The organism is Polynucleobacter sphagniphilus, from assembly GCF_001953355.1.
Taxonomy (GTDB): domain Bacteria; phylum Pseudomonadota; class Gammaproteobacteria; order Burkholderiales; family Burkholderiaceae; genus Polynucleobacter; species Polynucleobacter sphagniphilus.
The window spans coordinates 1-24,381 of sequence record NZ_MPIY01000010.1 but is presented as its reverse complement, the minus strand read 5'-3'; the positions used below and the strand labels follow the sequence as shown (position 1 = coordinate 24,381).

Here is a 24,381-nt window from a genome sequence, read left to right as displayed (position 1 = left end):
CATTCTCCTAATAGGCGGCGTGTTCATTTTCTTTAATATATGCAGCGGTAACTTTTCCAGACATGACCTTATATGCCCAGCTTGTATACAAAATAATTAAAGGCATAAAAATAATAGTTGCCCAAAACATGATTGATAAAGTGAGCCTGCTAGATGTGCTGTCCCATACCGTTAAACTTGAGCTTAAGTCTGTTGAAGATGGCATTACAAATGGGAAAAGAGAGATGCCAGCAGTGCCAATAACACCAATAATTGCAAAGGAAGAACCAATGAATGCTAGCAATGTCTTACCTTTTACAATGCATATCAGCCCAACAATCGTAGCCAAATAGGTCAGGACTGGAAGAATCATCGTTAATGGATAACGTTGATAATTTGATAACCATCCACCCGGAACTCGGGAGACTAATTTACCCAACGGATTGGGAAGCCCTCCAGTTGATATAACAGAATCAATCACGTAACCAGGAATTGCCTTCCATACCCAAATACCAGCCAAGCTAAATGTAATCAAGAGCAAGATGCCAAAGATATAAGAGGCCTTAATTGCCCGTTTTGCAATGACCCCATCGGTGCGGTGTGCGAGGTAATTTGCACCATGAAAAGCAATCATTGCCAAAGAAACAACACCTGATAAAAGAGCAAATGGGCTGAGTAACGCCCAAAAAGATCCACTGTAAGTCGAGTTGAGATAAACATCAAAACTAAAAGGAACTCCGAGCATCAAATTGCCAAAAGCAACACCAAAAATAATTGGGGGGACAAATCCACCAATAAACAACCCCCAGTCCCAAGTGCTGCGCCATGTAGGATTATTGATTTTGCTTCGATAATCAAATCCAACGGGTCGAAAAAAGAGAGCCCAAAGTACAGCCAACATTGCCCAGTAAAAACCAGAAAACGCCGTTGCGTACACTAATGGCCATGCTGCAAAAATGGCTCCGCCTCCTGTAATAAACCAAACTTGATTGCCGTCCCAATGCGGGCCAACTGTGTTGATAATGACTCGGCGCTCTAAATCAGTCCTCCCAACAAATGGAAGAAGTAATCCAACGCCCATATCATGGCCATCCATAATGGCGAATCCAACCAACAAGACACCTATAAGAAGCCACCAAATAACTTTTAAAGTTGCGTAATCAAACATTATTTATCCGTTTTTTAAGAGTGCTTCACTTCATTTTCATAGCGGCCAGTCCCTAAGCTACCAGGCCCTTGCTTTGCAAATTTAATCATTAGGTACATTTCAACAACAAGCAGTACCGTATAAAAACCCACAAACCCCGCCAAAGAGCCATAAAGATTACCGACACTTAGCGTGGAAACTGATAAGTGGGTCGGCAGGACTCCATATATAGTCCATGGTTGACGCCCATACTCAGCAATGAACCAGCCTAATTCTGCAGATATCCAAGGTGCCGGCAAACACCAAAATGCAAGCTTTAACACCCAGGTCTTATCAATGACTGGCCCCCTGCTTGCGTACCAAGCTGCTGCAGAAAAGAGGAATAGCATTAAAAATCCTAATGCCACCATAATCCTGAAAGACCAAAATATTGGGGCAACACGGGGAATAGTGTCATTTACTGCTTTTTGAATAATTTCAGGCGTTACCTGATCTAAGCTTGTCACATATTTTTTAAGCAACAATCCAAACCCGAGATCTTTTTTATGTAGATCAAACTCCACTTGAGGGCTTAAGTCTTTTGGAGCATTTCGCAAAGTATCCAATGCGGCCAAGGCTTTCATTCCAGACAAGATTCTTATTCGGTTTTGCTCTCTAATCTCCTTGATCCCTGGTATCACTTTATTGAGTGACCTAGTGCCAATAATTCCCATTACCCAAGGTATTTCAATTTCAAAATCATTCTTCATTTCAGCTTGGTTTGGAATAGCTATTAAATTAAACCCTGCTGGGGCTGGTTGTGTATCCCACATTGCCTCAATTGCAGCCATTTTCGTTTTTTGAGCTTCGCCTACTGTATAGCCTGATTCATCACCAAGAACAATGACAGAACAAATGGAGGCTAGGCCGAATGTAGCGGCAATACGAAAACTACGAGTAGCAAAGGCAATATTTTGCTTTTTAAGTAGATACCATGAAGAAATAGCCATTACAAAGATTGAGCCAGTCACATATCCCGCTGAGACTGTATGAACAAATTTTGCTTGAGCATCGGGATTAAATATAACGTCCCAGAAATCTGTCATTTCCATCCGCATGGTAATAAAACTAAATTCAGCCCCTACTGGATTTTGCATCCAGCCATTTGCTATCAATATCCATAATGCTGATAGATTGGTGCCAACAGACATCAAAATTGTCACCATGAGATGCTGTTGCTTAGATAGCCTATCCCATCCAAAAAAGAAAAGGCCGATAAAGGTTGACTCAAGGAAAAATGCCATTAAACCCTCGATGGCTAGAGGCGCACCAAAGACATCGCCAACATAGTGGGAGTAGTACGCCCAATTTGTTCCGAATTGGAACTCCATCGTAATACCGGTTGTTACTCCAAGGGCGAAATTTATTCCAAATAACTTCCCCCAAAAACGAGTCATGTCTTTATAAATAACTTTTCCAGTCATCACATAGGCCGCCTCCATAATGACTAATAGCCATACCATGCCAATAGTCAAAGGAACGAAAAGAAAGTGATAAAGCGCAGTTACAGCGAACTGTAAGCGCGATAAATCAACAAGTTGCTCACTAATCACGGAACCCTCCATTAAATGGGGTTAATTGTTTTCAATAGAATTTGATTTTGTATGACCTGGGAATCGATGGGAACAGACTGATTCCTAAAGAAGATCCACCATATCGCTAGCAATATGATAATTTTTATCAAAAGAATAAGCATAACTTCAGACCGTAAATTTTTACGGTTGGCATAGCTAATGCACTTTAAAAAAAAGGAGGGTTTATTTTTTCTCCCTCCAAGAGATTTAAGCATTTGCCTGAATTGTGCCTAAGATTGGTTTCGATTCCTGAATACTCTTAAGCTGTACCACCGCAGACTTTGCAGTCTCATAACCATTAAAATCAAGCCATGCCTTATTCTCAAAGTCGTAGAGCTTGCAACGCTTGGCTGTTTCGATATACCACTTGAATGTAAATCTTTGAGAAATAATTCTGCCCGGCAAAATCTCTTCTAATTTATTTTGGGCAGACTTTAACGTATACAAGGGAATACTGGCATCTACATGGTGCGCAGTATGCTCCATTATTTGATGCATTAAATGCCCCCAACCAAGCGGAAATGTTAGATGTACAGTGGTGGATACAAAGGGCTGGGCTCGGAGCCACTCCGACTTTTTGTCGTACCAAGCTACTTTTGTATGAGTATGGTGAACATACACAACAAATCCAATCATGAAATTCCAAAATAAAAATGGAACCAAAAATCCCGCAACAATCGAAACAATAATTGACTGCTGCGTAGCAACTGCTGCAATAACCAACAGGCCAATCCAAATAATTGCGAATCCGCTAACCAGTAAATTGTCTTTTAAAAATATAGGACGCTTTGCCGGCATATTTTTAGAGTTCGGGAAAAATTCTCTTTTCCACCAAATTTCAATGAAATAGTAGATGCCCGGCCCAAAACCACTTCTATAAATTTTTTCAAGCAGTTTTCTAGCTGGTGATAAAGCTTCGTATTCCTCCTTGGAGAGGGGTTCCCATACAAAATCAAAACCTTTTAAGTTAGTTTGACCATGATGAACCACGTTATGGCCAACATCCCAAAGGCTAAATGGAGTGAGTGATGGCAGAAACGCAATTCTTCCTAAAATCTTATTTAATCCACGGTGAGGGGTAAAGCTATGATGGCATGCATCATGGCCAAGGATGAAGATTCGGCCTGTAACGAATCCCGCAATCATTCCAAGTATGATTTTGAAGAATACATTCCCAACAATAACTGTTGAAGCAATCAAGCCGACCCACAACATTGCATCAAATATCAAGAGCGCAACTGCTCTAGTCGTCTGACTCTGCGTCATAGGCTCAAGCCAGCTTCTAATAATTTTTCTATGCGGCAACTCTGAGTCCAAACCCAAAGGCGCAACATCGACAACATCTTTTAGTATCACTGGTTGTATGCATAAATTGGTCAAATATTCTCTCCTGTAGACCAGCAGCCAAAGCCAGTCATTCGCCATTGATTTTTTGGTAATCGTAGTTTGCTCTCTATTTTGCTAACCAAGGATGATCTATGTCATACGCATAAATCCCTATCTATGTAAGGGTTACTTGAGAATTTAATTACACGTCACCCGTGTAAGGTCTCTATGAAATTTTTTGCTCTGTACCAAAGAAAAATATTTTTCTAGATTTACAGTGGCTAAACTAAACCCAAGGGGAAAAACGCTGCTTGAACTATTCAAATTTAATAGGCTCTGGTTTGGCCACAGGATTACCTGCCTCAGCCCACGCATCGAATCCACCCGCGATTGACTGGACATGCAAATAACCCATCTCATGTAAAGCTTTAGAAGCTAATGCAGCTCTCCCACTATTTTTACAATATAGAACTATTTTTAAACTGCGCGCACTCAACTCAGGATCGTTGCTTAACCTAAATTCCAGCAACCCTCTTGAAATGTGAATAGCCCCAGGAATATGGCCATTTACATATTCGTCTGCTTCCCTAACATCCAGTAATACATCAGAATTCTGAATGGCTACCGGGGCATCCACCAAGCTGACTTCATTGATCGCAGCCTTAGCTGCAGCAACTAGATCATGCGCCGTCTTCATTGATATCCTTTATTGATGATGTCTTTCATTATATATTATTATATATTGTAAGTTGATTAATCCTGAGCAACCTTGGAACCAACCAACTCAACATCTTCCATTGGGTATGGATCTGCCACATAAGCAGGCCCCTTCATCAGCTTCACTAGAAATGCACCAATTGTGACTGTAAAAATTGCCAGCCAATAAACAATCAAAGTACCCAATCCCAAGATGTCTATTAACTTGATAGATGGCGCTGAAATTTGATAATAGTCATAAAAAAAAAGGCATTCTTACTAGCAGGGATGGGGAAAAAATCAGAAGGCTACCCAGCGCAAGCAAAGAGGGTACATTGCGAAGAATTTTACGTTCAACTCCCGGCGGGCTAACTTGAAATCCTGGAAGGATATTTAATAGTGTATTCATAACAAATCACTCTAATCGCAATTGAAGCACCCCACTTTGTTTTAAATCAAATATTTTTCAATGCTTCAAATGACTGCTTCTGGCCGGACTCTGCCGGTCAAATCCCTGAAAATAGCGTCTTTTAGTGTCTGCAATAGGATAAGAAGAAGACGGCGAATATGAGTGACATCGCCCTTTAAAGTTTCAATAGGTGGTACTTTTCACCGTAATACGCAACAACCCCTTTAATCCATTCCGCGCTTAGCAAAGGCCTTCAGGCGTGCTAAATCTGGGATTTGTACGGACAACTTACTGACATTGGCAATGAGCCCTTGTTCTGCCATGGATGCCAAGGCACGGCTAATGGTTTCAAATTTAACGTCCATCATCAACCCCATGTCTTCACGCTTAAAAAGTGGAGCAACGCTATTTTCACCAGACTGCCTGGACAATTGCAGGAAAAATCTTGCTAACCGAATTTCAATTCTTCCGGTATTAATTTCAGAGAACCAAGCCTCTGCTTGAGAAAGGGCTTCGCCCCATTTTTTTACTATTTGACGATGCATTCTGGGAGACTCATCCCCTAGACTGGAAATAATCTTCTTGGGTATTTTGCACACATGAATATTCGTCAATGCGATTGCTGAATGCTTATACAGATCATCAAGCAAGGATTCCATTCCAAATAAATCCCCGGGCCTTACAAGACGCACAATGCGCGCCGTTCCATCGGGATTGAAATGAAGCAGTTTGATATACCCTTCGCGCAAGGTATAAACATACTCCGCACTATCCCCCTGGGCATACAGCTCAGCGTTTGCCTCAAAGCTAAAATCATCTATAGGGGCATGTATTTTAGAAAAATCTTCTTCATTTAATTCTGCAAATAATACGGAGCTACGAATGGCACAAGACTCGCAGTCGCTGTTTCCTTGCCATGCACCCTTGATCTCGATAGTTTTCATGGTTTATTTACGCAAAGTTCACTTGTCACGTTTAGGCCCTCTGTTTGCAGTAATGTTCGTATAACAACTCGATGATTTGCAAAGCGACGGGATTGCTAATGGAGTAATAGATATTCTTTCCCTCACGCCTAGAGGAAATTACTTTTTCCTCTCTTAATACGCCAATCTGCTGCGATAAGGTAGGCTGCCGTATTCCTGTCAAACTCTCTAACTCGCCTACATTCTTCTCGCCTGAACTTAACTGACATAGCAAGGTCATCCGATTCTTGTTGGCAATGGCTTTGGTTAGGTTGTAAGCCTTTTCTAAGGATTTCTCCATTTTGCGGGGGTTAATCACTATCTCTTTCATTTTTTACAATGCATTTAGTGGGATTTTTAAATAGGAAACCCCATTATCTTCATTTGGCGGTAGGTGCCCAGCTCTGATATTTACCTGGATCGAAGGCAGAAGCAATGTTGGCATTTCTAGGCCGCGATCTCTTGAGGTTCTCATCTCTACAAACTGCGCTTCATTAACGCCATCATGAATATGGATGTTTTGAGCTCTTTGTGCAGCTACCGTAGTTTGAAACGCGATCGGTCTATCTGTAGGGGGATAGTCATGGCATAGGAATAGCCTAGTCTCATCGGGCTTACTTAATAACTTTTTAATCGAATGAAATAAGGTGGATGCATTTCCACCCGGAAAATCGCAACGCGCCGTACCGACATCAGGCATAAAAATAGTATCGCCAACAAATACTGCATCCACTACTTCATAAGCCAGACAGGCTGGGGTATGGCCCGGTACAGAAATTGCCTTAAATTTTAGATTTCCAAAAGGGATTTCTTCTGCATCATTGATCAGATAGTCAAACTGCGATCCATCCACTTTAAATGCACTCTCTAGATTGAATATATTCTTAAAAACCTGTTGCACTTCCTGTATATGATTGCCGATAGCAATCTTGCCCCCGACTTTGGATTGCAAATATGGAGCAGCAGTAAGGTGATCGGCATGTGCGTGTGTTTCTAATATCCACTCAATTTTTAATTGATTCTCGCCAATAAATTCAATGAGCTGGTCAGCGGATTGCGTGCTTGTTCGGCCTGACTTTTGATCAAAATTCAATACTGAGTCAATAACAATAGCTGGTGACCCAACGGATTCATAGACAACATAAGTCACGGTCCATGTATCTTTATCGAAAAATCCCCTAACAATTGTCTTCACTTGAGATGTCCATTTAATTTAATTATTTTGATAATTATATTACATTTTTATATATAATGATGCAATGGATCTCCACGCAATTATCGCCCCCTCTCTCGGAATGATTGTTGGGCTGGTCATGGGGCTAACGGGTGCCGGCGGCGGAATCATCTCAGCACCATTGCTGATATTTTTTCTAGGGCTAGAGGTGAAGGATGCCGCCCCCATTGCTTTAACGGCAGTTGCCATATCCGCCGGTATTGGTGCGGTGTTTGGGCTAAAACAAAAAATTCTGCGCTATAAAGCAGCAGTTTTGATGGGGTCATTCGGCTTAGCCCTATCGCCTTTAGGTCTATGGCTTTCACATCACGTTCCCAATAAGCCATTAATCATGCTATTTATTCTGATCTTATGCATAGTGGCTTTGCGCACATTTATGAATGCGTCGTTGGAATTAAAAGGCAAGGTGAAGCACACCCGTAGACCTCCACATTGTCAATTGCATCAATCGATTGGGAAGCTCATCTGGACCGTACCCTGCGCAAGATCTTTAATGCTATCGGGCGCAGTAGCGGGATTTCTTTCGGGGTTACTGGGTGTTGGGGGTGGCTTTATCATTGTTCCCGCGTTAAAGAAATTTACCGACTTGCCCATGAAATCCATTGTGGCAACTTCCCTTGGGGTCTTAACAATAGTGTCAGCCGGTAGCGCCATCATGGCAACTGCATCTAGCTCAATGAACTGGACCGTAGCATCACCATTTATAGCAGGCGCCATCCTTGGGTTATTCGTTGGCAATCACTACACCAAAAAAGTCCATGGGGCACGCCTGCAGCAAGCCTTTTCGATCCTTGCTTTTATCGTTGCCCTCAGCCTCATCTCTAAAGTCATTCATTAAGAAGTGAGTAGCTTACGCATTAGCTTCTTAGCCACTAGACCCCGATTTCTTGTCATTACCTTGCTGGGATGTTTCATTGGCTTTCTGACCGCCTACAACACCAATAAACAACCATGGCCAATCAATGCACTTGCTGTCATCGGCGTGCTTTTGGCACATGCGTCTGCCAATGTCCTCAATGATTATTTTGACTACCTCAATGGCAGTGACCTAGCTAACGTCGAAAGAATCGCCCCCTTTACGGGTGGCAGTCGCTATATTCAAAATAACATCATGAAGCCCTCCCAAGTTTACGGCTTGGGCTACGCCTTATTGGCAGTCGTTGTGCTTCTCGGTATCTGCCTGAGCTATCTGAGTACCTGGAAGCTCATTCCAATCGGTATCGCTGGAATGCTCATTGCCTGGGCCTATTCGGCACCACCCTTCCAATTGATGTCACGAGGAATCTTTGGTGAGCTCGCCATTGGAGCCGCCTGGTCAATGGTGGTTATTGGGTTTGCCCTTTTGCAAACCGACTTCATTGTCTACCAATCTATCCCTCTTGGAGCGGCCTACGGATTCATTGTTGCCAATATTCTATTTTTAAACCAAGTTCCCGATATCACTGCAGACCAAGGCGCCAATAAAATTACTTTAGCCGTAAGGTCTGAACCGAACCATCTTTGGAAATGGTATGCAATATTTCTGATCAGTGCTTACGCATGTCAACTTGCAGCAGTGCTCTATGGGCAAACACCCTGCCTGACCTTGGTCACTATTCTGGTATTACCCCTGTTTATTTACTGCGCAATGAGGCTGAGAAAAACCCCCATCGATACGGCGGAGCTGACAGTCATTGTTCCATGCAATATATTGGGCGCACATCTTTATGCGCTATTGATGTGCGCCGGATTATTTTTTGGTCAGTAAACCGCTTATCCCTCTAAAAGAATAGCGTCTTAGTATCTTGCATCCTTGGGCTTACCCCCTTCAGGCCAATCCTTTGTCTTGTCTGAAAAATCAGGGCGCCCCATATGGGTGAAATATTCCGCCACATCAACAGCCTCTTGATCGCTTAGACTACCACCTTGTCCCAAGGGAAACTTGGTGCTGTGACCCATCGGCATATTTTGTTTAATAAATGCTGCGGCAGTATAGGTACGCGCCATTCCCGCACCAAGATTGAAGGACTCATCACCCCACACCATCGGAAATACATAGCGACCATCAGACTGTTTAACACCCTCACCATTCGCGCCATGGCATACGGTGCACTGCGCTTGATAAATGACTTTTCCATTTGCGGTTTCGGGAATTAACGTTTTATCTATTTTTCCAACGCCTCGACCTGGAATCAACTCATCCTTCTTATAGGAGCCGTTAACCCACTTCATGTAAGCAACCATTGCTTTCATTTCGACAGAATCCTTAGCCAAGGCTTTTCCATTCATTGATCGCTTAAAACAACCATTAATTCTGTCCTCTAGGTCAATCATTTTTCCTGCGCGAGGCGCATATGCAGGAAATTGTGCCGCTACACCAACAAATGGGGAAGCTTGTGCGACGGTTCCTGCATTCGTGTGGCAACTGCTGCAATTCAAGCTATTGCCCACATTCCCCGGAAGGAGAACCCCAGTCTCCGACATTAAGCGCATTCCATAAACCAATTGGCCAGAATTGCTTTTATCTAACATCTTGGAAAAACGGGGGGTAACAAACTTTGTTGATGACTGCGCCTCTAAATGAATCTGTCCGCGAGCAGTCGCGACCTGATCAGCAGTCACCGCTGAAGAGGCATTACCCCAAGACGAGCGGATAAAAGTAATAATCCCTGCCAACTCTTGATCGCTTAGGGAGCCATATTCAGGCATTCCCACTGCTCTCGTGTGCGTCTTTGTCTCGGCAGATCTCCAGCCGCTTAAAACCACATGAATAACGGAGGTTGGATCTTCAGACAAAATTGACTTATTACCTGCAAGAGGGGGAAAGAGTTTAGAAACGCCTTTGCCATCATCACGATGACAGGTTGAGCAAAACTGCACATAAGCAAGCCCATCAACCGTCTTGTAGAGCTGGGTTTTCTCAATCGGAACAATAGGTTGACTTGGCTTTTCACCCTCGTTACTGAGAGATTTGAGATAGACAGCCATTGCCGTTAAGTCTTGATCAGTAAAGTGCTGCGTACTGAGCCCAATGACCTCCGTCATTGCCCCGTAGGCTGTTGCATGCTGATTTCGACCTGTTTTTAAGAACGCAACAATTTCAGATGCTGACCATAAATTGCGCAGATTAACAGCATGCCAGCTATCCACTGTCGAGCCCGCAAGAAAATACCTTCCGCTACTGCCTTCTTGACTCATGGCCTTTTCTTCGAACAAAATGCCTCGAGGGGTATGGCAAGAGCCGCAATGGCCTAAACCCTGAACAATATAAGCGCCACGGTTCCACTCGTTCGTCTGAGTAGCATCAGCACTAAATGGTTTGCCCCCGCCAAAGAGAATATTCCAGAAGCTCAAACCCCAACGAATGTTGTATGGCCACTTCATTTGACTTTGAAGATTTTCCATCTCCACCGGCGCTACCCCAAAAATTAAATATTGATATAGCGCCTGCATATCTTCTGGTGACATTTTTGAGTAAGAGGGGTAAGGCATTGCTGGATAGAGATTATGTCCATCTGCAGCTATACCCTTTCTCATTGCTCTATCAAACTGCTCAAAGGAATAACCCCCTATACCCGTTGCCTTATCAGGAGTAATGTTGGTTGAGTACAGTGCACCAAAAGGGGTTTTAAGCTCCAATCCTCCAGCCATCGGTTTGCCGCCCTTATCCGTATGGCAAGCCACGCAGTCGCCTAGATGGGAGAGGTACTGACCGCGCTTAATGAGCTCACCAGAAGGCGCCGGGAGCCCTGCTGCTAGAGCGGTTGAGCCTAAGGTAAGCATGAATACCAATACGATTAATTTAAAAAGCGGATTCATTTAACTCCGATATAAAACCATTACATGAAAAGAGATAAGTGACCGTAATGCAATTAACTAAGTATGGGAGTAACTCGAATAAGCAGCATGACATAGATCAATAAATTTTCAAAACCGGGGAAATTGCCGTGAAATTAAAACTCTTATGCATCAATCTCATGCACAATTCTGCTTATTACCAACCGAAGGGAGCCAATATGAAAAATAGTCGTCGCCAATTTATGATTTTGTCTGCTGCTGGTGCTTGTACTTTGGCTATGAACAGTAAAGTTCAAGCTCAAGCCATGGTTGCGGATACTGACCCACAAGCGGTGGCATTAGGCTACAAAGCCGATGCTTCCAAAGTCGATAAAGCTAAGTACGCTAAATATGCTGCTCCACAAGCGTGTTCTAACTGCGCCCTCTACCAAGGTGCTGCTGGTTCAGCATCCGGTGGTTGTCCATTGTTTGCTGGCAAACAAGTAGCGGCTAAAGGCTGGTGCTCTGCTTACGCTAAAAAGGGTTAATTGCTGCATTCGCATTAATGCCATTAGAAGGCTGCTTCGGCAGCCTTTCTTTTGAAGAAATTAAAGACCGCGCTCCGAAAAAGCACGTAACGTATCATTGTTTGATATTTGGGCAGTAAGCCCACTGACATTCAATACCAGCAATTACTCTGACATGGATGCTAAGGCCCCTCTAATCGCCTAAACTTTAAAGTGCAGCATCAATCCATGTCTTCGCATTTGAACAAAGGAGCTATTGCAGGGCAGCTGGGAGGCTTTAATAGCTTTAGAAAAATAATACGATCCTACGTCGATCATGCCAGCATTAATCTCAGAAAACTATGACTCCGCCTAAAATAAAGCTTGGCTCGATTTTTTACTATTTAGCGATGAAAGCTTAGAGGCTCTTCACCAAGGGTGGAAATAATGTTTTAGAAATTTTACGAAGTGGAATGTTTCTAGGGGCAGCTACAGAATGAGAATAACAATCGCCTAATAAAGCCCCCATTCCAAATAAATCAACGGGAGTCACAATTTGAACAATGCTAGACGAACCGCCTGGATTGAGATGGTGTAGCTTTATGAAGCCCTTTTTTGACAGCCAGGAAACACTGAGCGTCGCATAAATAGATGTTTATCAACTCCATTTTTGACTTTTTAATTTAGACGATATCCAAATTAAAGTTAGCATTGCTCCAATCAGCATTAGCCCTGCACCTGCAAACTGCTGTGAATCTTGTGAATAAACATTACAAAGCCTTTCATTACTTTGAAAGTAAAAATTACCCGCCCAAATCATCATTGACAGAAAGTAGCCTATAAAAAATATTTCCATTACCAAGGTTGATTTACTCAACGAAAGTCTGATAAGAATTCCGCACAAAACCAGTGAAATAATTTTTGCAATATCGTACTTCCAATTGATGATAGCCCTATCTATTGATATAGGTAGCATCCAATATGCCAATATGAGTTGTGACAGAATAAAGCTAGTAAGCCCGTATAAGTTTAATCTGCTTAACTTATCAAAATTAAATTTCTCTGGGAATGTAATGAAAACCCCCGAAAGAATTAGAAGCGGCATTTGAATATTCATATGCCACATCATGTCATTTATGATGAGTACCCGAAAAGGATTTATTGACAAAGTAATGGCGGACAGAAAGCACAACCCAGAGAGAGAGTTTTTCTGAATACGCATCACTTCAATGCCTCTTGCTAACTATAGAAAATAATTCATCCATATCTTCAAGATTGCTAATTTGAATTAATCTTCCCTGAGGATCAATAAGGTGGAGTGATGCGTTGTGATCTAAATCATTAAATGGCGGGATTTTAATTACGTATATCCCAAAGTTATCAAGTAATAAATCTAGGTCATTTAGATTTTGTAGTGTGTAGATATTCCAAACTGACTTGTCAGCAGCTATCTTTTGTGAATATTTTTTTATCGCCTCAACATCGTCATGCTCAGGGTCAAAACTGATAGAAATCAATCTAACTTTATTTTCTAGATGTTTTAGTTTGATTTTTTCTTGAATGCTATCAAAGATACTTGCTTGTGCAATACAAATTGTTTTACAAGAAGTATAAAAAAAGTCCAACAGCACAAATCGCCCATCTTTACGAATAGAATCGCTCAGACGCTCTTGCCCACCCTGCATATTTAGAAGCATTAAGTTGGGTATCTCGGCAGGCTGCCGAGCTATCTGGTGGCGCCTATAACTCTCAGTTGTAAAGGATCTTCCAAAGTCGGTAGCAAAACCTAATATGAAAAATCCAATTAGTAATACTGCTGTTGCACAGATAAAAGTTAGCGGAAGATAGTTAAGTTCCAGATCTGATTTCTTCGGCATTTTTATACGGCTCTTGCCTTGCTTTAGTTAAGTCTCTTTGTTTTTTGACCACATCTTCAGCAACAGCTGACTCCTTATTGCCCCAGTCAGACCTGATATATGTTATTACAGCAGCGATTTCTCCGTCAGAAAGGGTATGCCAAGCGGGCATTACTCCGTTGTACGCTGCGCCTTTAACTTCGATCTGCCCTTGAATTCCATGCAAAAGTATCTTGGAGAGAACATCTTGATCACCCTTAACCCATTCTGAATCTGCCAAGGGCGGGAAAACACCCGGTAAGCCTAGTCCAGTAGCCTGGTGACAGGCTGCACATTTCCCGATGTAGATCTGCTTTCCATCAATTTGACTTGCTCCACTTGAAGAGGATTTTGGATCCAATGATGCAAGTGTCCTTTGATCGCCAAAACTTGATTCGCCACCGGTGGGGCTAACAACGATATAAAAAGCACCCCACATCAACATGGCCCCCAAAAGCAAGGTCACAATCCATGGTAAGGGTCGCATACCTTCGCCTGGATCGATCTTTTCTCGCTGAATTTGATCGCTATATTTCGATTGAGATTCTTTATCTATCATCTTGTATCTATTAATTAATTGCTGTCCCGTGTTTCTTTAACATCTGAATTTAAGGCTGGGTAAGTATGATTTAAAGACTGCAAATACTGAACCAAAGCTATCGCCTCAGGTTTGGCTATAACAACTTGCCCCTCTTTGACGTAGCCAGGCGGAAGATTCACAACCTCTTCCCCATCTTTTGCAGACCCGTTTCTAACTTCAAATAAAAATGGGTACGCGGGCATGATTGAACCAGGGGTATAAGCTCTAGGTTGATAAAGATGCCCAAGATGCCAATCCTTACTTGGCTGTCTTGCGCCAATGTTAAACAGATCAGGACCAGTCCTCATTGTGCCTAATAAATGAGGTGTATCGTATTTGTAGTCCCCAGCAACAGAGGCCCTTCCCCAACCACGTTTTGAATCTGGCCCTTGAGCAGAGTCCCTAGGTTGCTGTGAATGGCAATAAACACATCCATTGGCTATGTAAACTTGACGTCCATCTAGCTGCTCTCTAGTGTAGGGTTTTAGACCTTCAGGCGCTTTAATGTCATCCAATAAAAAATATGGAATAACTACAAGTAGAGCTGTTGCGAATGCAAGTATCACCATGGCGCCAACAACGATTCGAACTTCGTCCATTTCCCAAGGATTTTTGCTTTTAAACATTTTTACCCTCAAAGTAAGACCAAATTTTATTAGTCATTGAACCACCTATCAGGCTGGCGCCAAGGCGCTTTGGACCAAACTTCCATCCCATAGCAAAAAAGTGAAATGCGAATACAAAGTGGCCAAGTGTCATTAGTGCGCCCCCGATAGATCGAGCCTCAAGATAAGGAAGAGTCACCGCAACACTTTGCATGAATGGCATGTCTGGGTTGAGCATCGCCAATCCTTGTAACCACCCGCCGATTGAGAGCCAAATAAAGTAGATTAAAAAACCAATCAATACAAGCCAGAAATGCAGGGAAATCAGCTTGGGATAAGGCCACTCCCAATTCATGACCCTGGGCATGATGTAATAAATTGCTCCAAACATCACCATTGAAAAGAATCCGTAGAGCCCAAGATGAGCATGTGCTACTGTAAAGTGAGTAAAGTGCGTAACAGTATTAACAGAACGCAAGGCCTCCAATGATCCCTGCACAGAAGCGGCCGTATAAAGAATTGTTCCTAGCACAATAAATCTTAGTGTAGGCGAATAAACAAGTGCCTTGAAATTCCCTAAAACAGTCATATGTAAATTTACTGTTACTGCAAACACAGGAATAATCATCATCACGCTTTGGACAATTGACATAGTGATTAGCCAAGTGGGAACAGGGCCGCCTATTAGATGGTGTCCCCCAACCTGGCTGTAAAAAAATGCAAGGCTCCAGAAACCTAAAAGTGAGAGGTTATAAGAGTAAATTGGCTTACCAAGGATCTTGGGTATCAAGTAGTAGGCCGATGCCAAACCAATGGGCGTAAACCAAAGCCCTAGTACATTATGGCCGAACCACCAATTCATCGTTGCTTGCTCAACACCAAAATGCAAGTACGGGACATTGGCAATTAGAAACAGTACTGGAAACCATAAAAGTCCTGCAGCAACATACCAAACAGATACATAAAGATGATCAACCTTACGCCTTAAAAGTGTCATCCAAAGCGGCAACCCAACCAGTCCGCCACCCACCACCAATAAGATGTCAATTTGCCATGGAAATTCAAGCCACTCGAGACCATCAGAGTAGCCTAGGGCGATAGAAAGTGCCCCTAAAAAAACTCCTACGGTCCAAAGAGCTCCTCCTGCAATTGCATACTTTGAGCCAACTAAATGTGTCTTAAGCAATCTCGGAACGAGCCAAAGCGAGACCCCAATTCCAGCCAGGGAGCACCAACCATAAGCAACTAAATTAAGGTGTATAGGCCGAATGCGTCCAAAAGTGAGCCAACTATATTGAGCCAGCCAGTCAGGGGAATGCAACTTAACAGAGGAAACTAAACCTGCGACTGAAGCGATTAACAGCCAAATCACAGCCAAAGTAAGGCAAATACCTACCACTAATGAGCTAGATTTATCAGCCTCTGCCCTAGCCCTTAAGTCCTCCTGAATTAAATCATCGCTTAGCGGTGTTGTACCAGTAACTGTTGCCTGCAATTCTTTTAATTGAGCAAGCGTAGCCGCAGGATCGTCAACAAAACCCACTTCATTTTTGCTGAATATGGTTACTGCAGCATTGACACTATCCCCAAACATTCCTTTGGACATTGACCAAATATAAAGAAAAAGGGCAAATAAAGAGAGGATAAAAGTGGCAAGTAAAAGAGAAGCAGTAAAGTCCATTTAAGGCCTATTAAAAAGGAAATTTGGCATCAAGCTATTTTAAGGCCTGAAATAAAATGATCTTTGATCTAGATCATGGATCTAATTAGAGCTCAAATTCCCCTCTCAGAGAACCTACGCAATGCTTCAATGCTGGGAATTTGTACTGAAAGACGGGTGATATTAGTGAGTAAACCTTGTTCAGCCATTGAAGCTAATGCACGACTAATCGTCTCAAACTTGACATCCATCATTAATCCCATATCTTCGCGCCTGAACAGCGGAGCAATAGCAGAGGATCCTAACTCTTTAGCTAACTTTAAAAGAAAGTGAGCAAGTCGCACTTCAATTCTTCCAGTATTAATCTCCGAGAACCATGACTCTGATTGGGATAATGCCTCACCCCATTTCTTAACTATTTGCCGATGAAGTCTAGGAGATTCCTCGCCTAATGAAGAAATGATGACTTTAGGAATTCTGCATAACCGTACATTTGTGAGAGCAACAGCTGAATGCTCGTAATGCTCACCCAACAGAGCCTCCATTCCGAATAAGTTTCCGGGCAATACCACTCTCACAATTCGACTTGAGCCGTTGGGATTGATATGAAGTAATTTAATGTACCCCTCACGCAAGGTATACAGAGACTGTGATGAATCGCCTTGAGTATATATATTTGCATAAGCTTCAAAGCTCAAATCATCTATAGGGCTATGAATCTTAGAAAAATCTTCCTCATTCAGCTCGGCAAATAACGCAGAACTCCTAATAGAGCACGCCTCGCAATTGCTATTACCGTTCCAAGCGCTTTTAATTTCTATAGTCTTCATAAATATTGGGTTAATTAAGAGCCTAAAGAAGGTTAATTCATATTTTATTCTATAGTTATATCGTTTTGAAAGAGATAACCGCACAAACGAAAAAACCACCCGAAGGTGGTTTTGATGTTTTTTTGGTGGCCCGGGGCTAAATCGACCAGGGCCTGGGATGGCCGGCCAATCTTCACATCAAAATTCAACTAAAACTGTGCAATATTTGCCTGCACACTTTCTAGCATGCCCAGCGTTACTTAAAGTAACGCTCAAATGACCAAACCTAACCTTTAGCCTCAAATGCTAGCTTTTTGTGAGTTTTAAGTTGAGTTTAGGTTCTCTGGTTATGAGAGCAGAAGCCCATGATAGAGCCTTATAAACAGAGGGTCTGCGGGTGATCAGTGTCGGTGTGATGACAATTAAGCTGCAATAGGGAATTCAAGGACTGGCATTCCCATCTTGATTCGCTGAAGATAACTATCAGTCACGATCTTAGAAATATCAGCTTTTCCAGCATCAGCCACAACAACAATCCCACCCTGATTCTTAAAATCAGCTCTATCCACCCAACCTTGCGGTGTTAGTTGTTGTAAAGTCATGCCAGCGATGGAAACAGCTTTAGATGAAATAAACCATAACTCTTGCTTATCTCCTGCTTTTTTAGCAACCATCTCATTGATTTTACCAATAGGTGACTTAAGTAACTTCTGACGATGGTAGCTACCAATCCAAGTTTTAATAGATTTAAATTCAGATCTATTAAATTTAAAACGCCAGATGCCACCGACATAGCCTGCTAGCTTTAGCATGTCAACATGAGGTTTTTCTGTGCCCAAATGTAATTGAAGATTTGTTTCTGGCATTTTTGGAACGTGAGGCAATGCAGTTCTCGGAAAACGCTCTTCTGCTGTAAACCAAGCAAAATTAGTTACCGAAGGGTGCAACCTTACCCCAGTAACTGCCTCTGTTTTAATTTCTTGTGACATCAAAATATCAAACAAGTTATAACCTTTTGTGTAATGAAAAATAGTACTCATTTAATTCTCCTTAGTTGCGAACTATCACTGCGATAATTCATAGGTTCTATATTAGTTTTGGTAGCTTAAATTTCGAATGAATAAGCGATTTAAATCAAGTTTGTTAATAGCCATGCAATCAAGATAAGTAGTTGCTATAGCAACCACTTATCGAGCACTATGCAGCTAATTCGATCTGCTGACACCGATCACATGAACATCCAACCGCATGTCGATTTAAAAAATCTTCCACATCAACATCACAGATATTCCAGGCGTAGATAGGGCCCATCATTGCACCCCAAGGGGCAACAATGGTGTCATTACGCAAAACTCCAAAGTACGCCAAGTTGCCCACATCATCCACTTGCGATGAAGTGACCTCAAACCAAAATCGCTCAGTTGGAACATCCTCAATTCCCCAATCAACAATCACCTTAGCCATCATTCCCACGGGGATTGACTCACGAATCTCTTTCTCTGGAATTGAGAAGGTATCTGGGAAATTCTCTTCCATATATTCAACATCTTGCAATCCAATTTCAATCCACTCAGAATTCACCTCTATAAGGGTGGAGTTAAATGGTGCTTCACTTGCCAACTTAAAGTCTGCTGCCGTATGTTTGCAATTACACATGTATTTCTCCTTTTTACTTAAGGTCATCAAGAGCGATAACCCATATACCTAAGATAGGCGTTTTGACCCTCTTTTCGGGTAAACAATCAATTCAAATCGAGTTTGTTAATCAATAGATATAAACAAAAATGCCACCCGAAGGTGGCACTAAAACTTATGCAAAGTTATCTATGGGTAGAGAGCCATTCAAAACCTGTTCGGTGACGTTTATGCCGCCCATATCCTCAATAAAATCTACCAAACCTTCTCCGGATAACATCAAGGGAATATCTTCCAAATGCGCCCCAAGAGCTACAACGATTTGACAGCGTCTTAAGAAAACTTCTTCATCGGCATTAGCTTTGGACCAGTCAAAATTTCTAACATCCTTATATTCAGCCTTAACCGTAGACAGCATTTCAAGCCACTGACTCATAGAGCTTTCAAAACCAAACCGCCCAATTAAATCTGGTGTGTTTTCAAGCAGCTCAAAGAACATATCTACTGGAACCTCGATGGCGCAATCTATATCAAGATTTACCAGACTAATAGTCAACATTTTTTCATTACTCATTTCAACTTCTCCTATTTAATAAAGGCTCTCAAGAGCGACAGCCCATATATGTAAGATATTCGTTTCGACCTACTTTTCGGATGAATAACCAATTCAAATCAACTCTGTTAATTGCCGAAACCGATAGAAAATGCCACCCGAAGGTGGCATCTATTACTAAGCCGCTAATCGCATAACAGGAACCTCTGGAATCAAATCTACCCCTCCAGCAGACGACAGATCCAATAAGCCGCGAGCACGCTGCTCATCAAATTGCTCCGGATGCACTAGATAAATCGGCTCTTTGTATAAAACCGTATTAAGAGCGGCAAAATCAACGCAAAGATCGCAAAACTTACCCCATCTTTCTTTCTGAACGTGCGCTGCCTTAGGATGTTTATTAAAAAATGCATCTTCACGTAACAGCTTTGCTTTAAGCACTAAGTGGTAACCATCGGCTTTTTCATGATCACTATTTACCAACCTCTCAAATTCATTAACAATCGCATCTACAAAATCTGTCGTAGATTTAACTACCATCTTGATGCCATAAGGAATCATATTGACTGCAATTACATAAGACTTATTACTCATTTAATTCTCCTTTTTTTAAGAGCCACCACGTGCGGTAACCCATATACGTAAGATAGGCGTTTTGACCATCTTTTCGGATGAACAATCAATTCAAATCAAGTCTGTTAATCGATGTCTTTTAACGAAAATGCCACCCGAAGGTGGCACCGTTACTGCAAGTAACACTTGTTTCATGCAGCCATTGGTAGCGGCTGGAGAGTCAGCTTTTTGGCTCGACGTTGTTCATCAACCCTATCGCGCTCCTCTTGTATCTTGAGTTGATAAGCAGGCGAAATCATCTCTTTTGCTTTTGCAAATTGCTGTTTTTCAATTTCTGAATAACTCCCTTTGCTGCCAATGTCCACTATTACCCGTTTAAGAATTTGCTCCTCAAACTCATAATCCATAGGAACAATCCCTACTACTTTGTAAATTCCATCAACTTTGGCGCAAATGGGATATAGAAATGAGCCAACACCATGCGAATCATGTACTTGACTGGTCCATTCGCCTGGAATCCTAAACTCAGCCATAGGCGTTTCAGCTTTTATATTTAAAAGTGCTTTCACAAGCTTTGCCCTACCCTCATCTTCACTTTTGCGCTTTTGTACGCCTTCTAAATTCACATTACTTTCGCGAATACGGTCAATTCCTCCGTTTTGGCGTATGAAATCTTCTAGCTCATCAGCCATTACATCCTGTCTATAAGCCATATCAAGCACTCTGGCATAAACGTGCGCATTTTTACGATTAGTGCGCACCACATATTTCACAATAATGGTCAGATCTGGGGTATTTTTTTGAACCTTGATATGGTGCTTGGTTGATAAAGTACTGCGCATTTTGGATAGTATTTCTAGCTTATAGTCAGACCCCAGAACCTGATCGCTATATCGCATTAACTCAGCCAATAGCCCATATAAAACGTCGTTTGCTTTCACAATGTAGCTATCGTAAAAATCAACTTGCTGCTGTGCCAGTAAATCCCCTTCTGATAACACTTGCTCTACTAATAACTTTCCATTCTTTTTCATCTTATTTCTCCATTGTTATGCGTGTTAGTTCGCTTTATAAGTCTATAAAAATAGGGGTCTTTTTCGGATGAATAAGTGATTTAAGTCAGTTCTGTTAAGCGGATTTAGAGGGGTAAACGCTAATCAATTTGGATAAGAATTGTGCTTATACTTTTCATATCTACATTTAGTACAGCAATCAACTAAAGGCTTATATGGCAGAAGAAGGATTGGGGCTTTACAAGGAGATTCCAGGTGGGCTCAAAAAAGGACGCTCCACTACAGATGACTGGCGCAAAGCTAAAGATACGCTGTACTACGAATGGTGGCGCTGTCTCAATGCTAGCAGCGAATATCTTGATTGCTGTGCAAATGGCGGTAAAAACCACCCTTTAGCCGATACCTATGCACTATTCGGGGATGTAAACGTCTCATGGGCACAATGGTGGATCAAAGTCGGCAAACGTATTTTTAGTGAGAGGCGTCAATACCCTAAGGTTCGCGCAATCGAGCAAGAAGAGGCATTAAGCAAGTTGAAAGTTGAGGCAAAGGATTTCTTAATCCTCGATATCCCTTTACATCTGCGTCGAGTAACTATTCTTGAGCAAATCAATAAGCTCTTAGATCAGCATCATGATGGCAAAAACTTGGATGTGAGAGCTCAAAGCACCGCTTTAGTGCAACTCGAAACTACTAAGCTACAACACAAAACCGTCCCAATCTTAGTGGATGTTGCAGAAATCCTGCATCGCAACCCCGGCATTCAACTGTATCAACTGGCGCAAAGAGCAAAACTAGCTGAAATCCACCTTGGTAGAAAAGTTCAAGAATCTAATAGCGCAGAGCAAGAGAAGCAAAGACGGCAAATGGCTGCCAGTAGATATAAAGAGCAAGCAGAAAGATTGGTTTACAACGCGGCAAGACTGAAGTTCCCATCAATTGAATAAGTGTTATTACAGTTAAGGATAAGAAATGGCGATCAAAAATACTGTTTTACTTGGTAATGGAATCACGCGTTCTGCAGCCCCAACTTTTGGTGGATTGTCTTGGGAGGATATTCTAAAAAAATTATCCACACAATTTTCTGTACCAGTTCATGACTTAAGCCAGAAACCATTGCCTTTGGTATTTGAAAAAATAAGACTTCAGCTAATCAGGGATGGGCAAGATCCCAACATCTTATTAAAAGATGTCGCTCAATTATTATCAAATAAGTGGCTTGGGAAATCATCTAACGGATATCTATGGTGGATTAGCAAGAAATATACTTTCAACGAACTATAACCGATCCGTTGATAATTTAATTGCCTATAAGCACCCAATGGTAAAGAAATTTGAACGTGTTTCAGAAAAATACCACTCCCTCTTTCGTGCACAAACTGATGGCAACAAAATATTTTGGAAGATACATGGTGATGTCCAAAAGCCGGGCTCTATTTTGCTAGGCTATAACCAGTATGCAAAGTACATGGGGCAAGTTAAAGACTATCTATATAAAGGCATCCAGTTTGCACACATGGATGAGCCCGTCCGATCCCCTCTAGTGGGCAAAAAACCAAACTTTAACTTTGAGAAAAATTGTGAGCTGTACTCCTGGGTAGACGTATTTCTTAAAGACCAGATTCACATTATCGGTCTTGGTTTAGATTTCTCTGAAATAGTTCTTTGGTGGTTAATTTCTGAAAAGGCTAGCCTACAAGCACAGCATCCATCTGATATTGGTGGGATAAATTATTACTCAATTGAGCTTCCGAATAGAATTAAATCAGTCGGGCAACAATGTGTTAGAACCATGCTAACCGATTTGGGAGCAAGAGTTGTTGAGGTCCAAGCCAAAGACTATGTAGATGGATATTTACAAATTGCTGAAATGCTCAGGCCAGGCATAGTTGCAAAATATCATTATGATGACTTTGCATTCCTGAAAAAAAGCCCTGATTAGATTGCATCCTAAACATGTATATTCATATCAACTCTACTGCATTACGCATGAGATCCGGATTGACGTCGATATATTTCTGAGTAACCGCAATGGATTTATGCCCCGCCAATCCAGCCAGCACCCTTACGGAGATTCCTTTGTTTGCTAGCGTAGTAATGAAGGTTCTACGCCCACTGTGACTAGAGGCTCCAGCGATTCCGGCATTGCGATAAGCCCAAAAAAACCATTGGCATAAAGAGTTCGCTGAGAATCCTAGTCTTTTAGCGGTATGAAAGAACGGTACATCTGGAAACTTGGCATAGCGAGTGGCCAAATAAATCGCTAATTCATCTTGTAATTTCTTAGGTAAAAACACCGTTCTTGGCTGGCCACCTTTAGTTTGCGCGGCACTTAAACGCACTTCATTACGAATCGTGCCATCTTCATTCACTACGTCCCGCATTTTTAAACTTGCTATCTCGGCAACACGAAGTCCTGAATAACAGCTGGTTAAAATCAACGCCCTATCGCGTTCTGGATACTTCTTAGTACTTACGTATGCCAATACTTTATCTAGCTCTTGGGGTGTCAATGTTTTAGCTTGTGCCATTTGTTTTTCCTTTGCAGTTTATAAAAAGCATGTATGTAGTGTGTTTTCTTTTGTGGCAAAGGTCGACCTCTATTCGCCATGAGGTGCTTTTGAGTTCTTGTGATTTGTCATCTTTGCACTAGGTTTTCATGTAAAACCATGGGCTTCCAAGATCTTCCAAGAATCAACAACTTGCGTCATTCATAAAAGAAAAGCATTTTTTTCTTATGTGCACACTACGCTTAATATTTAGCCGTTTTGTGTGAGATCTAGACAACAAATCGACTAAGAATTTGGGGTATTTGCATGCAAATACTGTGGGTTTTTGACACGCCGATTAAAACACCTCAAATCCACGCTGTATTGCATTTACGCAATCTCAGCTACCCAAGCTTATGAATGCAAAAAAGCCCTGTTTTAAAGGGCTTTTTGAGGGGATTTTGCTACTTGCGTATTTCAGCGATCGTGACCGCCTGTTTCAGATTCAGCGTGACCGTCAAGGCTCTAGTATTTGAAGGCTCAGTTATTGTAGTTTAGCGGTCACGATGCCTTCTGTTTTTTGACGGTTTCCGCCGTGTTTTCCACCTCTTGCTTGCGCATGGATTCACCCTTGAGTTTGATCTTATGGCTTTGATGGACGATGCGATCAAGGATTGCGTCAGCCAAGGTGGGATCATTTAAATACTCATGCCAGTGCTCCACTGGAAGCTGGCTGGTAATGATGGTGGACTTGGTACCAACACGATCATCCATGATTTCTAGAAGGTCGGAGCGCTCTTCTTGGTTTAAGGGGTGCAAACCCCAGTCATCTAAGATCAGTAAATCAACTTTCGCAATCGATTGGAGTTTGCGTGTGAAGGTGCCGTCAGCATGTGCTACTCGAAGCTCTTCAAAGATACGGGGTACGCGCATATTCAGAG

29 protein-coding genes are annotated in these 24,381 nt (G+C 42.0%); 6 read left to right on the top strand and 23 right to left on the bottom strand.

The genetic code is table 11. The features are described 5' to 3' along the window. Positions 1–7: 7 nt before the first annotated feature. The 9 genes from cydB to BOQ04_RS08390 form a co-directional block, all read right to left on the bottom strand. Positions 8–1,147, bottom strand: coding sequence for a cytochrome d ubiquinol oxidase subunit II (gene cydB, locus BOQ04_RS08425; RefSeq protein ID WP_198929319.1), 1,140 nt, complete (start codon positions 1,145–1,147; stop codon positions 8–10). 14 nt (positions 1,148–1,161) lie between these two features. Continuing rightward, entirely contained in the window at positions 1,162–2,718 is a 1,557-nt protein-coding gene (locus BOQ04_RS08420; protein ID WP_076024324.1) for a cytochrome ubiquinol oxidase subunit I, read from the bottom strand. Positions 2,719–2,729: 11 nt separating this feature from the next. Beyond that, complete coding sequence (gene cydP / locus BOQ04_RS11065) at positions 2,730–2,954, bottom strand: cytochrome oxidase putative small subunit CydP (protein WP_076024310.1); 225 nt, start codon at positions 2,952–2,954, stop codon at positions 2,730–2,732. Beyond that, positions 2,947–4,119 carry a fatty acid desaturase gene (locus BOQ04_RS08410; RefSeq protein ID WP_233126741.1) on the bottom strand — a complete coding sequence of 391 codons (1,173 nt, stop codon included), beginning with the start codon at positions 4,117–4,119 and terminating at the stop codon, positions 2,947–2,949. Before BOQ04_RS08410 ends, cydP begins: the two co-directional genes overlap by 8 nt. Before the next feature lie 262 nt (positions 4,120–4,381). After that, complete coding sequence (locus BOQ04_RS08405; RefSeq protein WP_076024309.1) at positions 4,382–4,762, bottom strand: rhodanese-like domain-containing protein; 381 nt, start codon at positions 4,760–4,762, stop codon at positions 4,382–4,384. A gap of 56 nt (positions 4,763–4,818) precedes the next feature. Beyond that, a complete protein-coding gene (locus BOQ04_RS10740; RefSeq protein WP_158025491.1) occupies positions 4,819–4,968 on the bottom strand; it encodes a hypothetical protein in 150 nt (49 codons plus the stop codon). Positions 4,969–5,394: 426 nt separating this feature from the next. Beyond that, positions 5,395–6,114: a Crp/Fnr family transcriptional regulator gene (locus BOQ04_RS08400; protein WP_076024308.1), complete on the bottom strand. Its 720-nt coding sequence runs from the start codon at positions 6,112–6,114 to the stop codon at positions 5,395–5,397. 31 nt (positions 6,115–6,145) lie between these two features. Beyond that, a complete protein-coding gene (locus BOQ04_RS08395) occupies positions 6,146–6,463 on the bottom strand; it encodes an ArsR/SmtB family transcription factor (RefSeq protein ID WP_076024307.1) in 318 nt (105 codons plus the stop codon). Positions 6,464–6,466: 3 nt separating this feature from the next. Next, positions 6,467–7,327: an MBL fold metallo-hydrolase gene (locus BOQ04_RS08390; protein ID WP_143742176.1), complete on the bottom strand. Its 861-nt coding sequence runs from the start codon at positions 7,325–7,327 to the stop codon at positions 6,467–6,469. Positions 7,328–7,391: 64 nt separating this feature from the next. Between BOQ04_RS08390 and BOQ04_RS08385 the strand changes: the two genes are divergently transcribed. Then, positions 7,392–8,204 (top strand): sulfite exporter TauE/SafE family protein, encoded by an 813-nt coding sequence (locus tag BOQ04_RS08385; RefSeq protein ID WP_076024305.1) that lies wholly within the window; start codon positions 7,392–7,394, stop codon positions 8,202–8,204. A gap of 3 nt (positions 8,205–8,207) precedes the next feature. Then, the gene (locus BOQ04_RS08380) at positions 8,208–9,113 is read left to right on the top strand and encodes a prenyltransferase (protein WP_076024304.1); all 906 of its coding nucleotides are present in this window, start codon (positions 8,208–8,210) and stop codon (positions 9,111–9,113) included. Positions 9,114–9,142: 29 nt separating this feature from the next. Here the strand turns inward: BOQ04_RS08380 and BOQ04_RS08375 are convergent, their stop codons facing one another. Next, positions 9,143–11,164, bottom strand: coding sequence for a c-type cytochrome (locus BOQ04_RS08375; RefSeq protein WP_076024303.1), 2,022 nt, complete (start codon positions 11,162–11,164; stop codon positions 9,143–9,145). 197 nt (positions 11,165–11,361) lie between these two features. On the opposite strand from BOQ04_RS08375, the gene BOQ04_RS08370 reads away from it, so the two are divergent. Continuing rightward, the gene (locus tag BOQ04_RS08370) at positions 11,362–11,670 is read left to right on the top strand and encodes a high-potential iron-sulfur protein (protein WP_076024302.1); all 309 of its coding nucleotides are present in this window, start codon (positions 11,362–11,364) and stop codon (positions 11,668–11,670) included. 616 nt (positions 11,671–12,286) lie between these two features. Here the strand turns inward: BOQ04_RS08370 and BOQ04_RS08365 are convergent. The 11 genes from BOQ04_RS08365 to BOQ04_RS08315 form a co-directional block, all read right to left on the bottom strand. Beyond that, on the bottom strand, positions 12,287–12,850 hold the full coding sequence (locus BOQ04_RS08365; RefSeq protein WP_143742175.1) for a hypothetical protein: 564 nt from the start codon (positions 12,848–12,850) through the stop codon (positions 12,287–12,289). A gap of 4 nt (positions 12,851–12,854) precedes the next feature. After that, positions 12,855–13,505 carry an SCO family protein gene (locus tag BOQ04_RS08360; RefSeq protein WP_076024300.1) on the bottom strand — a complete coding sequence of 217 codons (651 nt, stop codon included), beginning with the start codon at positions 13,503–13,505 and terminating at the stop codon, positions 12,855–12,857. Then, positions 13,477–14,082 carry a c-type cytochrome gene (locus BOQ04_RS08355; RefSeq protein WP_076024299.1) on the bottom strand — a complete coding sequence of 202 codons (606 nt, stop codon included), beginning with the start codon at positions 14,080–14,082 and terminating at the stop codon, positions 13,477–13,479. Before BOQ04_RS08355 ends, BOQ04_RS08360 begins: the two co-directional genes overlap by 29 nt. Positions 14,083–14,096: 14 nt before the next feature. After that, positions 14,097–14,729 (bottom strand): cbb3-type cytochrome c oxidase subunit II, encoded by a 633-nt coding sequence (locus BOQ04_RS08350; RefSeq protein ID WP_083657567.1) that lies wholly within the window; start codon positions 14,727–14,729, stop codon positions 14,097–14,099. Continuing rightward, positions 14,722–16,389, bottom strand: coding sequence for a cbb3-type cytochrome c oxidase subunit I (locus tag BOQ04_RS08345; protein ID WP_076024298.1), 1,668 nt, complete (start codon positions 16,387–16,389; stop codon positions 14,722–14,724). The genes BOQ04_RS08350 and BOQ04_RS08345 overlap by 8 nt, the downstream gene beginning before the upstream one ends. Before the next feature lie 92 nt (positions 16,390–16,481). Then, positions 16,482–17,198 carry a Crp/Fnr family transcriptional regulator gene (locus BOQ04_RS08340; protein WP_076024297.1) on the bottom strand — a complete coding sequence of 239 codons (717 nt, stop codon included), beginning with the start codon at positions 17,196–17,198 and terminating at the stop codon, positions 16,482–16,484. A 401-nt stretch (positions 17,199–17,599) separates the two neighbouring features. Next, positions 17,600–18,217, bottom strand: coding sequence for a hypothetical protein (locus BOQ04_RS08335; RefSeq protein ID WP_076024296.1), 618 nt, complete (start codon positions 18,215–18,217; stop codon positions 17,600–17,602). Between the two features lie 157 nt (positions 18,218–18,374). Then, positions 18,375–18,833: a hypothetical protein gene (locus BOQ04_RS08330; protein WP_076024295.1), complete on the bottom strand. Its 459-nt coding sequence runs from the start codon at positions 18,831–18,833 to the stop codon at positions 18,375–18,377. Positions 18,834–18,987: 154 nt separating this feature from the next. Then, positions 18,988–19,386, bottom strand: a complete 399-nt coding sequence (locus tag BOQ04_RS08325; protein WP_076024294.1) for a hypothetical protein — start codon at positions 19,384–19,386, stop codon at positions 18,988–18,990. A gap of 156 nt (positions 19,387–19,542) precedes the next feature. Then, a complete protein-coding gene (locus BOQ04_RS08320) occupies positions 19,543–19,959 on the bottom strand; it encodes a hypothetical protein (protein WP_062309433.1) in 417 nt (138 codons plus the stop codon). A gap of 170 nt (positions 19,960–20,129) precedes the next feature. Next, positions 20,130–20,972 (bottom strand): hypothetical protein, encoded by an 843-nt coding sequence (locus BOQ04_RS08315; protein WP_076024293.1) that lies wholly within the window; start codon positions 20,970–20,972, stop codon positions 20,130–20,132. A gap of 194 nt (positions 20,973–21,166) precedes the next feature. Between BOQ04_RS08315 and BOQ04_RS08310 the strand changes: the two genes are divergently transcribed. The 3 genes from BOQ04_RS08310 to BOQ04_RS08305 are packed head-to-tail and all read left to right on the top strand — an operon-like array spanning position 21,167 to position 22,893. Further along, positions 21,167–21,898 carry a hypothetical protein gene (locus tag BOQ04_RS08310; RefSeq protein ID WP_076024292.1) on the top strand — a complete coding sequence of 244 codons (732 nt, stop codon included), beginning with the start codon at positions 21,167–21,169 and terminating at the stop codon, positions 21,896–21,898. Between the two features lie 25 nt (positions 21,899–21,923). After that, a complete protein-coding gene (locus BOQ04_RS10735) occupies positions 21,924–22,235 on the top strand; it encodes a hypothetical protein (RefSeq protein WP_083657566.1) in 312 nt (103 codons plus the stop codon). Between the two features lie 37 nt (positions 22,236–22,272). Beyond that, the gene (locus BOQ04_RS08305; protein ID WP_083657565.1) at positions 22,273–22,893 is read left to right on the top strand and encodes an SIR2 family protein; all 621 of its coding nucleotides are present in this window, start codon (positions 22,273–22,275) and stop codon (positions 22,891–22,893) included. A 22-nt stretch (positions 22,894–22,915) separates the two neighbouring features. On the opposite strand, the gene BOQ04_RS08300 is transcribed toward BOQ04_RS08305, so the two are convergent. Both BOQ04_RS08300 and BOQ04_RS08295 read right to left on the bottom strand, forming a co-directional pair. After that, complete coding sequence (locus tag BOQ04_RS08300; RefSeq protein ID WP_062309440.1) at positions 22,916–23,482, bottom strand: tyrosine-type recombinase/integrase; 567 nt, start codon at positions 23,480–23,482, stop codon at positions 22,916–22,918. A gap of 519 nt (positions 23,483–24,001) precedes the next feature. Then, positions 24,002–24,381, bottom strand: a 380-nt coding sequence (locus BOQ04_RS08295; protein ID WP_158025489.1) for an ATP-binding protein, incomplete at its 5' end; no start/stop codon positions are given.